We start from the raw sequence: 13,681 nt of genomic DNA on the forward strand, positions 1-13,681 counted from the left end.
GAAACTCACTCTACCATTTACCCAGAAATCAAGCTCATCTAAGCGGAGAAGAGCCAAACGGTTTTATCAATATACTCATGTACATAGTTGTATAAGCATAGACCGATAAACAAAAAAAGAGCAGTTATGAAACTGCCCTTTTCTAATTATTGGTGGTTGATCAATTTATTCGTTTTTGTTCTGTATATTCACACTTGAACGATCTTTTATTAACGAGCAACCATGCTTGCTGCGATAACCACCAGCAGTACTGAGAAGATTTTCTTAATCGTTGGAACCGGTAAATGGTTGGTGGCTTTTGCGCCTAACGGAGCCGTAAACCAAGACGTGCACACAATACCCAACAGCGCAGGCAGATAAACAAAGCCAGCAAAGCCATCTGATAGAGCAAAGTGGCTGCTGCCTGAACTGATGTAACCTATCGAGCCAAACAACGCGATCACAATGCCACAAGCCGAGGCACAACCGATGGCCTTTTTCATACCGACAGAGAAGAACGTTAATAGCGGAACCAGCAATGCTCCGCCACCAATACCTATCATGGCAGATAAGCCACCCGTAATGGTTGTCAGCACAGTGAGCACACCTTTGTTCGGCAGTTTTCGTTCCTTAGGCGCATCATTTTTGCTGCTTAAGAACATCTTGATCGCAATAAGAACCACACTCACAGCAAACACAATACGAACGACTTTTTCCGGTAACAACGCCGCCATAAAACCACTAACCAATGCACCCAGAGCAACACCGAGCATGATCCAAGGCGCCAGATCCCAAGGCACTTTGCCATTCTTGTGGTGAGCGAGTGCAGAAGATGTTGAAGTGAACAGTATCGATGCCAACGAGGTAGCAATCGCCGCGACAACAACTTGGTCGGATGGTAGAACTTCTAAATACAGTAAAATGCTGCTTAACACAGGAACAATGATCAGCCCTCCGCCAATACCTAACAAACCGGCTAGAAACCCAACACCACTGCCCAGTAACGCACAGTAGAAAATCAACAACAGCAATTCACTCATTTCATCCATCTCTTAATTAAATTAATCGTCTTAAATAACACACTATTAATGCGGTTATATTTCCATCAAGCTAATTAATATAACTGACACCGACTAAAATATTCAAACAGAATAGATCATGAATATTCCTCATGTTGAATGTGAAGTAATACCATTGTTAATGGTCAACCTATCAACGTATAAAAACCTTAAGCGATTAACTTTATACGACATTAATTCTACTAAGCATTAATTTCAGACAGCATAGCCTTCGATTCTTAATCCGGTCACAAGCAAAAAATAAAAGCCGTTTTAATACTAAAGACCGAGAGAATCAGAAAAAAAATTGGGATACCAAATCAGCATGAATAAAGAATTTAATTTTACGATTAAGAGCATTAGCCTCGACGAAAACTACCAGCCTGCAGACAGCACGCGTATCACTACCAACTTTGCTAACCTGGCTCGCGGTGACAGCCGTCAAGCGAACTTACGCAATGCACTACAAATGATCGATAACAGTTTCAACGCGTTAGCGCACTGGGATAACCCTAAGGGCGACCGCTACTCTGTTGAGCTTGAAATCATTTCTGTTGATATGGATATTGAAAGCAACGGCGAAGCATTCCCTTCAATTGAAGTGCTGAAAACCAATATTGTAGACCGTAAAACTAACGAGCGTATTGAAGGCATTATCGGAAATAACTTCTCTTCTTATGTTCGAGATTATGACTTTAGCGTACGTCTATTGGATCATAATAAAGGCCAAGATAAATTCAGCATTCCAGAAGATTTTGGTGACTTACACGGTAAGCTTTTTAAATATTTCGTTAACTCTGACGCTTACAAAAAGAACTTTAATAAACGACCTGTTATTTGCTTAAGCGTGTCAGATAATAAAACCTATTACCGCACTGAAAACCAACACCCAGTATTAGGTTTTGAATACCAACCGAATGAGTCTTCTTTAACTGAACAATATTTCAAAAAGATGGGCTTACAGGTTCGTTATTTCATGCCGCCTAACAGTGTTGCACCTTTGGCCTTCTATTTCTTTGGTGATCTGCTGAACGATTACTCTAACCTAGAGCTTATCAGCACCATCAGTACCATGGGTACGTTCCAGAAAATCTACCGACCTGAGATTTACAACGCGAACGCGGTTGCGGGTAACTGTTACCAACCAAACTTGAAAAACTTGGATCACTCGCTGACTCAAATCGTGTACGACCGTGAAGAACGAAGCCAGCTAGCTGTTGAACAAGGTAAATTCGCAGAAGAGAAGTTCATTAAGCCATACCAATCAGTTCTAGAGAACTGGTCGGCAAATTACGCACTTTAATCGTCTATTGCGCTCTCAAACCACCCAAGGATAGGCAATATTATTATGAAAACACTATTACCGACTTCAACAGCGGGCAGCTTGCCGAAACCGTCTTGGCTTGCACAACCAGAGACGCTTTGGTCGCCATGGAAACTTCAAGGCGATGAACTCACAGACGGCAAACAAGATGCGCTGCGTGTCTCTCTGCACGAGCAACAGCAAGCAGGCATTGATATTGTGAGTGACGGCGAACAAACACGTCAACACTTTGTAACGACCTTCATTGAACACCTGAATGGCGTTGATTTTGAAAAGCGTGAAACCGTTAAAATCCGCGACCGTTACGATGCGAGTGTACCGACGGTTGTAGGCCCAGTTTCTCGTCAGAAATCTGTGTTTGTTGAAGATGCGAAGTTCTTACGTCAGCAAACCGACCAACCGATCAAATGGGCTCTGCCGGGGCCTATGACCATGATTGATACACTTTATGATGCGCATTACCAAAGCCGTGAAAAACTGGCGTGGGAATTTGCAAAGATCCTCAACGAAGAAGCCAAAGAACTTGAAGCGGCAGGCGTGGATATTATTCAGTTCGATGAACCTGCGTTTAACGTGTTTTTTGATGAAGTGAACAATTGGGGCATCGCTTGTTTGGAAAGAGCCATTGAAGGGCTTAAGTGCGAAACAGCAGTCCATATTTGTTATGGCTACGGCATTAAAGCGAATACGGATTGGAAAAAGACATTAGGCACCGAGTGGCGCCAATACGAAGAAGTCTTCCCTAAGCTGCAGCAATCGAATATCGACATTATCTCTTTAGAGTGTCACAACTCTCATGTACCTCTTGAGCTGCTTGAGCTCGTACGAGGCAAGAAAGTAATGGTCGGTGCGATTGATGTTGCAACCGATTCGATTGAAACACCGGAAGAAGTGGCTAGCACTCTACGTGAAACACTTAAGTACGTTGATGCCGACAAGCTCTACCCTTGCACCAACTGCGGCATGGCTCCCCTACCTCGCGAGATAGCCTCAGCGAAGCTTAATGCGCTAAGTGCTGGCGCAGAGATCGTTCGTAAAGAGCTTTCAGCGTAACGCTTTCCTAAAGAACAAAAACTATGCCTTTAAGCCTAAGTATCATATTGATGCTTAGGCTTTTTGTTATGTGAGTTAATGAGCTTTACGCGTTGCTTACCAGGTTTTATCTAGGTCTTGAGCATATAAAGAGATCGCTCGTTGGTACTCTTTAATCGCATCGCTATTCGTCGTGGAAACTAAAAGCTCAAGTAACAGCGATGTCGCTTCTTTATGGCGACCTAGTTCGACACGCTAACATACGGCTCCATTCTTCTTTGCTCATTGCGCCTTTAGAAAGGTAAATATTGTGTTTCTGCATTGCACCTTTCGTGTATGAAAGCTTGATGAATGAGCCAATTTCAAACGGAAGAAAGCTACGCTGTAAAGTCACATCACAAGCAACGCCATTTAAACGTACATGACCGTTCGTGATTTCAAACGAGCTATCGCGAAGCTTCCACCACAACATTAGAATTTTTATTAATGGAGGAACACAAATTATCAGCCCTATGGTTAGCAGCGATGAACGATCACCATCTAATATCCAATAGGCAAGACCTAGTGCAATAACAATAAACAGCAACTCTGAAAATAAGTATTTAACAAAATTTAGTTGGATACGGTTATCCATGACACTCTCTCAATGATGACCCTAAAGGCAGCTCCATTTCAACGAGCCCTTTCACTTCAGACAACTGAGTAAAACCTTTTGATTGATAAAGCTTAATGGCGGGGTTCTCACTGAACACGCGCAACACTAACTGAGCCGATGCTTGATTGTTCGCATGTTCAATAGCCAAATCGAGACACTTAGAGCCAAAACCTTGACCTTGACAGTCAGCTAATATCTGCAAGTCCCTAAGAAACGTTGTACCACTAGCGTAACTGAAGCGAACAACACCAATACGGCGATCCCCCACATAAATTTCATAGTTATCCAGCTCATCCCAGCTGCGTAAAAACTGGCTATGACCCCAAGCGATTCCACGAGCTTGATAGTAACTCGCCATATTCGTTTTGGTGATCGATTCAGCGAACTTAGGCTCTGAACCTTTGACCAACCTTACATCCATATTGTGTCCTTTGTTTTCAAATCACATCTGAATACGGCATAGCAAAATGCCGTATATGTTGAATCATTTTTAGGTACATACTGGTTTCACTTCCTTCCATTGTGTATCCCATTCTTCGCCTAACAAATTAGAAAGTTTTTCACAGTCGTATAGATAGCGAAGACTATCTTTACAGTACGCAGTAAGCATTTCAGTTAACTGACCAGACGCTTTTTCGTTGTCTTTGAGTTTTCCGTACATCATCAAACCAGTCCTAAAGGTGTCTTGATCGAGGTCAGACGCTTGCTTCGATAACATCCCAAAGGAAATAGCGTTAATAGACAGGGCTAATGCAATCGCATCGCCTTCATCTCCCTCTAATTCACAAGCACTATAACGAGCTAACAAGTTCGATGTTTTAATTAATGGGGCAAGGTCTTTTGTATTTGCATATTTATAGGTTTCAAAACCTTGCCGCACCGCAGCTTTATGACTGTCTTCAATGCTCACAACATAGTCTGTCAAAACATGTAAGCTCGCATATGCACCTAGCCCGAAAGCCACAATGAACACGGCGATTAATCTGATCACTTATCTCTCCTAAAAGAACCTTGTGCTGGTTAATTTTAAACGGCGTCTTGTAGTAACAACCCTACTTGCCATCGACCTTTTCTAGAAACCAACTTCCTTGGCACGGCCCATTGGTTAAGTGCCATCGGCCGTCAAATCTACTGCCACTGCCACGTGCGGAAAAACGATAATCCCATTGGCGATGTTTAGCATATAAACGTAAGTCGCCGTTTTCCGTCACCCAACCCTCTAACGGTGTTCCATTGTAGGTAAGCCTTAGAGTAGCCTTACCCTCACGAATAGTTCCGGTGATGGTTGTGCGTTCACACATATTATTGCCAGTGGTGTTAATACGGCGGCCTAGCCACTCACCGTCGAAATCGATAGAAGGAACAAATTGGGGACTATCAGGAAGTTTAGGAAACGACTCGGAATTACTGGACCCGAACCACTGAAGCTCACGACCAACAAGGAAGAAGACAACAAAGCCGATTGATATCGCTATCACAAATCCCTTTTTCATTAGCCTCTTCCTAATCCGCTGACCTTAAGAAAAGAACCCTAACATAATGAAAAGTAATAACTTACCATCAGTTTAATTAACTTTGATATATTCCACAAATTGCATTCAAATGTTGAATATAGAGAAAGCGGCATCGTACAAAATACCGCGCATTGAGAATCAATTATGAGCAGTGCCGGAAGCTCTGCACAGAAAACCCCTAACCTTCCAAGGCATTGCGCCAATACTGAACGGTTTTATCCGACACCAACCCTGTCTCGGTCGCCGCTGATACTAAAAAGTCACATAACCGAGCCGCAACCTCTTCATTACCCAACAAGTACAAACTGCGAATGGCTCGCGTTAACCTTAGCTGGTTATGGTCATGATTCTTTAACCATACGTGATTAGCCGGGCTAAGTGGTAACGATGAAGATATTTCACTCCCGTTTCGCTGCATACCCCAAAACTCAAGCATCAGGTCAAGCGCTTGTAGATGAGCTGTGCGGAGCGCTTCTGAATTAGCAAAAAGCACCTTATCTTCTTGAGTAACCAACGGGGCATGTTGATTAAACTTAGTCCCCTCATCTATTGGGAAGAACACTTGAATGTACTTATGGTCATGCTCCAACCAAAAATGATTGTAAGCCAATAACTGTTCTATATTTCGACCAAATTTGTCCGGCGCTTCACCAGATATAAAGCGAGCAATCTCACTCATTTTAAAATCCTACTGACTATAAACCCCCACTTGTGGGCGAATGCATTATTACGCAGTAAGCCGTCAAAAGCCTAGTCCTTTACGTTGTAAGTACCGATTTGGCTTAGAACTCCACGTCCCACGCGTTAGGAATCACTTTTGAATAATTTCGACTTACTTTTCTAACAAACGACACGGGAACTCTGCGACACATTTTAGCTCTGCTGTATGTTCAGGGAATCGTTCCTGAAGAAAACACAATGCATCCGTTGGCGTTGGCGTAGCGTATGAGTTTTAGACTAAAGCCAGCAACCAGTGTGTTAATAACTGAGTACCAAAACCTGAACGACTAAAAGAGGTAGGTAAAATAAGCAGCGAAAGATTACATCTTTCAAAGAAAAACCCTTCAGAAAGCGTCCTTCGGTGCATAGAATTTCAAGCGACTTACACTAGTGAATAATGTAAGTCGCTAACATAAGAGGCTAACGCAAGCGTCTCAACACAACCTGCTGGTCGAGCTCATTCTGATAGTCCGTGTAATCAAGCCCTTGATCAAATATGTACTCAGTGACAAGAGTACGAATGCACTCAACCAATGTGCTTGCTTGCCAAGGCTTTTCAAAGTAACGGTCGATGCCTGCTGCATTAATCGCATTGATGGTATCAGTATGAGTGGCCTGCCCCGTAAGAAGAATTTTCTTGGTATTCGGAAAGCGACTGTCATGGAACACTTCAGTGAGTAACTCCACACCCGTTTTCCCTGGCATCACATGATCAGACACGATGACGGTAATGTGTTCGCCTTCTGCGTCAAGTTCATCAATGAGATCAAGCACTTCTTGCGCTGATTCACAATCTTCAATATTCAGCCAACTCGCCAGCGGCTCTAAATCTTGTATCACTGCGCTCAGTACTTCTCTCTGGTCATCGACACAGATTAAATTAAGCTTCTCCATGTTCACCCTCTATTGGTAACTTGATTCTAAATACCGTTTTAGAAGCATCACTTTTCACAATAATACTTCCGCCATAACCTGCCACAATCCGCTTAACTACTGATAAACCCAAGCCCAATCCAAACGATAAACCACCTTTTTTAGTGGTGAAGTTGGGCTGAAATACCTTTCTACGAGTCGCCTCGTCTATCTCAGGGCCGTTATTCGCGATCGTAACTAATATCCTTTTCTTACTTAATCTGGTTTGAATCTCTATTGCGGCATCGTCTGAATTCGACATTGCATCACAAGCATTCTTTACAATGTTGACCCAAATCTGAACGAGCTCTGTTTTCGAGCCTTTAAAAGTCGGCAAATATGCAGGGCTCAATCGCACAGACACTCGACGCAACTCACTTTGTAACAACGATAAGGCATGGTTAATGGAGTCATTAATATCAACCGCTTCTTCGGTGTCAATATCAACTCTGCCAAGTTGTTTAACCGATTTTACGATGCCGACGGTGTGTCTAGATGCCAAACGCAAATCATGTAAATCACAACCCATCTGCCAAAAACGAATCGCTTCTTCTGGTTTTTTCAGCCAATGCTTTGAAATAACGTCTGTTGCAGATAAAGCATCAATTGGAATCGCCTTTGCAAGAGAGCGAGCAATGTTTTTGTCTAAACCATATTTTCTTTCAAATTGTCGCCCACGTGTTCGTGCTTCTGACGACGACGTTTTCTGACCATGCATTAACCCAAAATCGAAAAATTGACTGGCTTCTGGATGCACTTCTTCAAGCAGATCCATGATGACCGTTTCAAGTCGACCAGATTTACTATTTACGACACCAATAGCGTTGTTAAGCTCATGAGCAATCCCTGCAGCCAATTGACCCAAGGTCGTCATTTGCTCAGCAGTATGTAACTTCTCTAGCGCTTTTTGTTTCGCTATCGCTTCTTGTGTTGCGCGGCGTTGACGACGCGACAACTCATTGACAATTACAGGTGTGAACTGTGCGGTAAGAGGACCAAATTTACGTTCATCTTCTGCAGGCGTGTCTTTATCGATCCACGCTAACTCAACATCGGTTTTAGCAACAACCGTTGAAGATGCTGTCCAATTACCTGAAAAGAAGCTATGAACGCCTATAAAAGCCCCACTACCCGCGCTAAATACTCGCACTTGCGGTGTATTCGCATCGGTATAAAACCCTTCCAGTTCTCCACTAAACACATAATATAAACGAGTGTTTAACGCTGATTGTTCAATAATGGTGTTACCGGCACAGCACGTCACCCGACGTTCTGTTTGGTTAAAATAGCGCTCGATCAGTGCTTCTAGCTTTTGTTGATACACGTATCGTTATCCTATGTGACCAATTGAATGTAGCACCCACACCATAACAAAACTCAGTAGCACACCAACCACACCCAAAATAATACCGATTCTGGCCATTTGATTACTTTGCACATGACCAGTGGCATGAGCCAACGCATTCGGTGGCGTACTGATTGGCAGCGACATACCTAATGAAGCGGCAAAAGTCACAACCAAAATTAACGTTAGCTCACCGCCTAGTGGCGTGAGTGAAGCCATAGACGAACCTAATGCCGCCATAATTGGCATTAACAAGTTAGCCGTTGCGGTATGAGACATAAAGTTTGCCATTACCAAACACAAGAACGCCGCTCCGAACAACACCACATAGGGTGAGTAGCTATCAAACGGAATACTGTGTACCACGAGCTTTGCTAAGCCAGTTTTATCGAGCGCTAAACCAAGCGCAATACCACCTGATACAAGCCACAATACGTCCCAAGAAATTTTCTTCAGGTCTTCTTTATTGATGATCCCTGTGAGTGAGAACACAGCGACAGGAATCAGAGCGACGGTGTAAGAGTTCATGCCATGGCTTGAACCCATTAACCAAAGAATGATGGTCAGCGCAAAAGTGACGTACACCGCAATGGCTTTAGGCGTTTTAAGGAATTTACCTTTGATGCTTAGCTCGATTTTCTTTTGGTCAGCTTTGTACATAAAGCCTATTAAAAACCACGCTAACGCCATCATAATCACAACAAACGGCACACCAAATGCCATCCATTCACCGAACGTAATGAGGTTATCGCCAACTAAATATTTAAGTGCGATAGCGTTCGGAGGGGTACCGATCGGGGTACCAATGCCACCGATGTTAGCGGCAACCGGGATACAAAGCGCAAACGCTACACGACCGGGGTCTTTCGGACCAAACACAGCCAGTACCGGCGTTAAAATAGAGAGCATCATTGCCGTTGTTGCCGTGTTAGACATAAACATCGAAAAGATACCAGTGATCAACATTAAGCCGAGCATCACAAACTTTGGGTCTTGTCCAAATGGCTTCAACAACACGCGAGCTAAGTTTACGTCTAATCGATATTTAGTGGCGGCCATTGCTAAGAAGAAACCACCCAAAAACAGCATGATGATTGGGCTAGCGAATGTCGCCATGATATCGCTGTATTTTAACAGCTCACCAAAATGTTCTTCCCCATGCTCAAACCTTAAAAAGATCAGCCCTTTATCCGACAACATCAATAATTGCAGAACGATAATAACAACAGACGTCGCGTAAATAGGGATAGGCTCGAACACCCAGCACAATGCCGCTAACAAAAAGATCGCAATAACGCGTTGTTGAATAATCGTAAGGCCTTCAAATGGAAACGCTGATAGCGGCATGACGAGGATAATGAAAGGAATTAAAATAGGGATAATGTATTTAATATAGGGGCGCATAGCACAAAAACTCTTCCTGAGATAACAACTACTTAGAAATTAGATTTACAGTTCTAATTTAGATCCGACAACGAATTATCGAACTCTCGCCACTATCTCACTCTCGGCTAGATCAATGATTATGTGATCACGATATCCCCTTTTTCGATTCTGTGCGCTACCTCTACGTTTGTATGCCATTTATTGTTGCAATTAAATTCAGGAGAGTGGTTTCTGCGTTTCTATTCATAATCCGTTCCGGTTATTCTAGGTACTGTCAGAACAGATCAGTCGCTTAAGTCATGTCCATAAATTGAGGACCGCTTCTGAGTAACCTCTCAAATATATGAGTTAGACTTACTCGGATTGTGCGTGGTTTTGCATTTCCTTTTGCCGTAAGTTTATTTTCAAGCTCGCTTAGTAGAGCATGGAAGAAATAATAAAAAGATACCTATTCTCCCCCGAAAACAGTTCTACACAACACAACTTTCGACCGGCTAATAACATGACTATTGTTACATCTAAAAAACGTCCTACCGTTGGCATTGTGCTGCCTATGCTCAGTGGCTTCTACATGGGCGAGCTAAATGCAACCCTTAGAAGGCTTGCGAAAAACCATAAAGTCAATCTGATCTTCATCCGCTCGGGTGAGCGAAGAGATTTTAAACTTCCTATATATTTTAATCATCTCGATGCCCTTGTGGTCGTTCTCCATGCAGCGACAGTAAAGTTGATCGAAGAAGCTATAAACGCAAACATTCCAGTCATTTCTATTGGAGCAAGCTATGCGCCGCTGCCCGTTGAGCAGTATTATAGTGTGCAAAGCGATGGTGTCACTAAGCTCTATGAATGGTTACAAAGTCAAGGACACGAAGAAATCGGCTTTTGTGGCGATCTCACTGTTAATGATATCAGGTCTCGCTTCAAAGCGTATCAACGCACGGTGATTGATCATAAAGGCTCATTCAACCAACGCCATTTCTTCCGCGTGTCGAATTGTTCTCTATCTGGGGGACGAGAAGCCGCAATAGAATTTATACAGCGTAAATCCAAATGCACTGCGGTTATCTGCGCAACTGACCACAATGCTGTAGGTATGATGGAGCAACTGTCTCACAGCAATATCTCGGTACCTGACGATGTCGCCATCGTAGGCATTGATAATATTTTCGTCGGTCAACAATTCAATCCCAAGTTAACAACAGTAGACCAACAGCTTGAGCTTCTAGCGACGCAAGTATTTCACCGCGTGTTGGAACGTATTTCTGGGAAGCCTTTTAATAATGCCAATAACAGTGTCCCGCAAAAGCTCATCGTTCATCAGTCTTGCGGTAACACAAACCCAGATCTCGAACATAAAGAAGATATCAACTCAACTCGCCAAATCCTCTTAAATGTGCAAGGGCGTTCTCCCGCTGAGATATTCGAAAATTTCTATTCACAAGCACAAGGAGGTTTTGACTCAATTAGAGATGCTCAAAGCCTTTACGGAAACAATCTTGACTGGGCCTGTCTCGCTGAGTGTAATTCGGAGCAATACACTATTAGGAAATGGGTAGAAAAAGGCATGACTCAGCCAACTACCCTACCGCAACAAACAGATATTCAAGACGATATTCGCAATTTCCCATTTTTCGAACGCTATGATCATTTCGTTGCTTCCATTCTTCCTATCAACTCAGGGCAAGAAGATCAATGGAAGCTCGTCGCTGTTGTTGATTCATTGCAAGATCACCAAGATATCGGTACACAATCGGTATTCAACAATTATTTAGATATGCTCGCACTGTTCATCGAGCGCGACGAGCTTATCAATACAAGTAACAATCGTCAGAAGAACTCCCAACAGTTGTTGCAACAGCTCAAAGTAGTATCTAACAGCTCAAACGATGGTATCTGGGATTGGGACTTACTAACCAATACTCTTGTCTGGAACAGTCGGTTAACCAAAATGATTGGCTGTCAAGATACCTTTTCTGATCGTAAGTTAGGATGTGACCATCTGTTCCAATATATACACTCAGAAGACTTAGAACTTCTCGAGTCCGCCATTCATAACCACTTAAACGAAGAAGTACCGTTCAAATGTGAATTCAGGATGAAGACGCAACATCGCGGATATATCTGGGTTCATGCCAATGGCTCAGCGGTTCATAATGCAGAAGGGCAGGCTGTGCGCTTCATTGGCTCAATGACGGATGTAACTCAAGAGCGAGAAGATGCGGAAAAGATTCAACACATGGCGTATTATGATGCGCTTACTGGCATCGCTAATCGCCGGAAAATAATGGAAAGCATCGCGCAACACATTGTGAATCGACCTAACCAAAAACGCGCGGTCATGTTGATGGATCTTAACCGTTTTAAGATTATCAACGACTCTTTTGGTCATCACGTCGGTGATGCACTTCTTTGCCACGTGACCAAACATATTCAGAACGTGCTATCAAGTGAACACCTTGTCGCACGTTTGGGAGGTGACGAATTCTTGTTTTTGTGTAATGTCAGTTCCGAAGCAGACATCAACGCACTCGCCACGCAGATTTTAAATGCCGTTCAAAACCCATTGATCGTTGATGATATTGAGATTATCAGCCAAGGAAGCCTAGGCATCGCTATGTATCCTTATGATGGCGTAAGTGCCGAAGAATTAATTAAGCAGGCCGACATTGCCATGTATCAAGCTAAAAAGCTGGGAGGACAAAGCTATCTCAACTTTCAAAGGTCAATGGCAAAAGAGACGGAAAACATAATCGAAATAGAGCACCAACTCAGTCGTGCCATCGCTCAACAAGAAATAAAGGTGCACTACCAACCTCAATATTGTGGGCAAGATGAAAAGATTACTGCTGTTGAAGCACTAGCAAGATGGGAATCTCCAACATTGGGGGATGTCCCTCCTGACCAGTTTATCGAGGTTGCTGAATCAGCTGGCCTAATCAGCAAGCTTGGTGAATGTATCATTCATCGAGTTTGTAAGGATGTTGAAGGATCTGAATGGCTACAAACCATGAGCCATATTTCCATTAATATCAGTGCAAAACAGCTGATACAGCCTCACTTCGCTCAAGAAATCATTCGAACTATTCGCCAATACCAGCTTCCTTTGACGTTATTCTGTATTGAGATAACCGAGTCAGCAGCAATTGTCGATTACGAGTTATGCATAAACTCACTTAAAGAACTACACGATGTAGGAATTTCTATCTCTCTTGACGATTTTGGCACGGGATTCTCTTCTCTATCTCTACTAAAGCAACTTCCACTAAGTGAAGTAAAGATCGACCGTTCATTTATCTCTGACATAACTCAAGGGCAGACCAACTTAGACTTCGTCAACACTATGATCATGATGGGTAAAAGCTTGGGCTATCGTGTTGTAGCTGAAGGGGTGGAAACTGCTGATCATAACCAACGCCTAAACGGACTGGGGATAGATCTGCTGCAAGGTTATTACTTCAGTAAACCTCGACCATTAAGTGAACTGGAATCAGAAGTGGCTATCAAATTGACTAGAGCTTAACCGTGGCACAACGGCATTATTTAAAAGTAATGCCATTCTTATTCACGCTTTGCGTTAACTTTACTGCCTATTGGCAGGTTAACGGAATAAAAATGAGCGTAAACAGTAGATGACATAAAGGTCGTTTAGAACCACAGATAGACCTCGTTGAGATGCCTTATCTGGACTACGACAAACAGACGTACTACCCCAATCAGACAGTTATCTTCTGGCCTCGCTACCGCTGGGGCGCAGGC

Annotated in this window: 12 protein-coding genes and 1 pseudogene; 4 read left to right on the plus strand and 9 right to left on the minus strand. The window is 43.1% G+C overall.

Features of this window, described 5'->3' with window-relative positions:
* Window positions 1-209 precede the first annotated feature (209 nt).
* The gene (locus tag AB6E78_RS07415) at window positions 210-1,019 is read right to left on the minus strand and encodes a sulfite exporter TauE/SafE family protein (RefSeq protein WP_372058042.1); all 810 of its coding nucleotides are present in this window, start codon (window positions 1,017-1,019) and stop codon (window positions 210-212) included.
* A 343-nt stretch (window positions 1,020-1,362) separates the two neighbouring features.
* On the opposite strand from AB6E78_RS07415, the gene AB6E78_RS07420 reads away from it, so the two are divergent.
* Together AB6E78_RS07420 and AB6E78_RS07425 are read left to right on the plus strand one after the other, a co-directional pair.
* Window positions 1,363-2,340: a DUF1852 domain-containing protein gene (locus tag AB6E78_RS07420; protein ID WP_017064213.1), complete on the plus strand. Its 978-nt coding sequence runs from the start codon at window positions 1,363-1,365 to the stop codon at window positions 2,338-2,340.
* Window positions 2,341-2,385: 45 nt separating this feature from the next.
* The gene (locus AB6E78_RS07425; protein ID WP_017062410.1) at window positions 2,386-3,414 is read left to right on the plus strand and encodes a methionine synthase; all 1,029 of its coding nucleotides are present in this window, start codon (window positions 2,386-2,388) and stop codon (window positions 3,412-3,414) included.
* Between the two features lie 211 nt (window positions 3,415-3,625).
* Here the strand turns inward: AB6E78_RS07425 and AB6E78_RS07430 are convergent, their stop codons facing one another.
* The 8 genes from AB6E78_RS07430 to AB6E78_RS07465 form a co-directional block, all read right to left on the minus strand.
* Window positions 3,626-4,027, minus strand: a complete 402-nt coding sequence (locus tag AB6E78_RS07430) for a hypothetical protein (RefSeq protein WP_017070653.1) — start codon at window positions 4,025-4,027, stop codon at window positions 3,626-3,628.
* Window positions 4,020-4,469, minus strand: a complete 450-nt coding sequence (locus tag AB6E78_RS07435; protein ID WP_372125199.1) for a GNAT family N-acetyltransferase — start codon at window positions 4,467-4,469, stop codon at window positions 4,020-4,022. Before AB6E78_RS07435 ends, AB6E78_RS07430 begins: the two co-directional genes overlap by 8 nt.
* Before the next feature lie 69 nt (window positions 4,470-4,538).
* Window positions 4,539-5,039: a hypothetical protein gene (locus tag AB6E78_RS07440; protein WP_372125197.1), complete on the minus strand. Its 501-nt coding sequence runs from the start codon at window positions 5,037-5,039 to the stop codon at window positions 4,539-4,541.
* Window positions 5,040-5,100: 61 nt separating this feature from the next.
* The gene (locus tag AB6E78_RS07445; protein WP_017062406.1) at window positions 5,101-5,541 is read right to left on the minus strand and encodes a hypothetical protein; all 441 of its coding nucleotides are present in this window, start codon (window positions 5,539-5,541) and stop codon (window positions 5,101-5,103) included.
* A 199-nt stretch (window positions 5,542-5,740) separates the two neighbouring features.
* Entirely contained in the window at window positions 5,741-6,241 is a 501-nt protein-coding gene (locus AB6E78_RS07450) for an opioid growth factor receptor-related protein (RefSeq protein WP_372125196.1), read from the minus strand.
* A gap of 461 nt (window positions 6,242-6,702) precedes the next feature.
* Entirely contained in the window at window positions 6,703-7,176 is a 474-nt protein-coding gene (locus AB6E78_RS07455) for a response regulator (protein ID WP_017070648.1), read from the minus strand.
* Window positions 7,163-8,518 (minus strand): ATP-binding protein, encoded by a 1,356-nt coding sequence (locus tag AB6E78_RS07460; protein WP_372133553.1) that lies wholly within the window; start codon window positions 8,516-8,518, stop codon window positions 7,163-7,165. The genes AB6E78_RS07455 and AB6E78_RS07460 overlap by 14 nt, the downstream gene beginning before the upstream one ends.
* A gap of 6 nt (window positions 8,519-8,524) precedes the next feature.
* Window positions 8,525-9,943, minus strand: a complete 1,419-nt coding sequence (locus AB6E78_RS07465; protein WP_102332139.1) for a DASS family sodium-coupled anion symporter — start codon at window positions 9,941-9,943, stop codon at window positions 8,525-8,527.
* A gap of 484 nt (window positions 9,944-10,427) precedes the next feature.
* Here AB6E78_RS07465 and AB6E78_RS07470 point away from each other — a divergent pair, with 484 nt between their 5' ends.
* Window positions 10,428-13,445: an EAL domain-containing protein gene (locus AB6E78_RS07470; RefSeq protein ID WP_372133556.1), complete on the plus strand. Its 3,018-nt coding sequence runs from the start codon at window positions 10,428-10,430 to the stop codon at window positions 13,443-13,445.
* A 122-nt stretch (window positions 13,446-13,567) separates the two neighbouring features.
* Window positions 13,568-13,678: pseudogene (locus AB6E78_RS07475) on the plus strand (DUF3103 family protein); the annotation flags it as partial.
* Between the last annotated feature and the right edge of the window lie 3 nt (window positions 13,679-13,681).

This window comes from Vibrio sp. 10N.247.310.98 (genome assembly GCF_041467395.1).
Classification (GTDB): domain Bacteria; phylum Pseudomonadota; class Gammaproteobacteria; order Enterobacterales; family Vibrionaceae; genus Vibrio; species Vibrio crassostreae_C.

Bases quoted from the DNA above. Each gene is read 5' to 3' on its own strand.
- AB6E78_RS07450 (WP_372125196.1), bottom strand. From the start codon at position 6,241: ATGAGTGAGATTGCTCGCTTTATATCTGGTGAAGCGCCGGACAAATTT.
- AB6E78_RS07425 (WP_017062410.1), top strand. From the start codon at position 2,386: ATGAAAACACTATTACCGACTTCAACAGCGGGCAGCTTGCCGAAACCG.
- AB6E78_RS07415 (WP_372058042.1), bottom strand. From the start codon at position 1,019: ATGAGTGAATTGCTGTTGTTGATTTTCTACTGTGCGTTACTGGGCAGT.
- AB6E78_RS07435 (WP_372125199.1), bottom strand. From the start codon at position 4,469: ATGGATGTAAGGTTGGTCAAAGGTTCAGAGCCTAAGTTCGCTGAATCG.
- AB6E78_RS07465 (WP_102332139.1), bottom strand. From the start codon at position 9,943: ATGCGCCCCTATATTAAATACATTATCCCTATTTTAATTCCTTTCATT.
- AB6E78_RS07430 (WP_017070653.1), bottom strand. From the start codon at position 4,027: ATGGATAACCGTATCCAACTAAATTTTGTTAAATACTTATTTTCAGAG.
- AB6E78_RS07445 (WP_017062406.1), bottom strand. From the start codon at position 5,541: ATGAAAAAGGGATTTGTGATAGCGATATCAATCGGCTTTGTTGTCTTC.
- AB6E78_RS07420 (WP_017064213.1), top strand. From the start codon at position 1,363: ATGAATAAAGAATTTAATTTTACGATTAAGAGCATTAGCCTCGACGAA.
- AB6E78_RS07455 (WP_017070648.1), bottom strand. From the start codon at position 7,176: ATGGAGAAGCTTAATTTAATCTGTGTCGATGACCAGAGAGAAGTACTG.
- AB6E78_RS07470 (WP_372133556.1), top strand. From the start codon at position 10,428: ATGACTATTGTTACATCTAAAAAACGTCCTACCGTTGGCATTGTGCTG.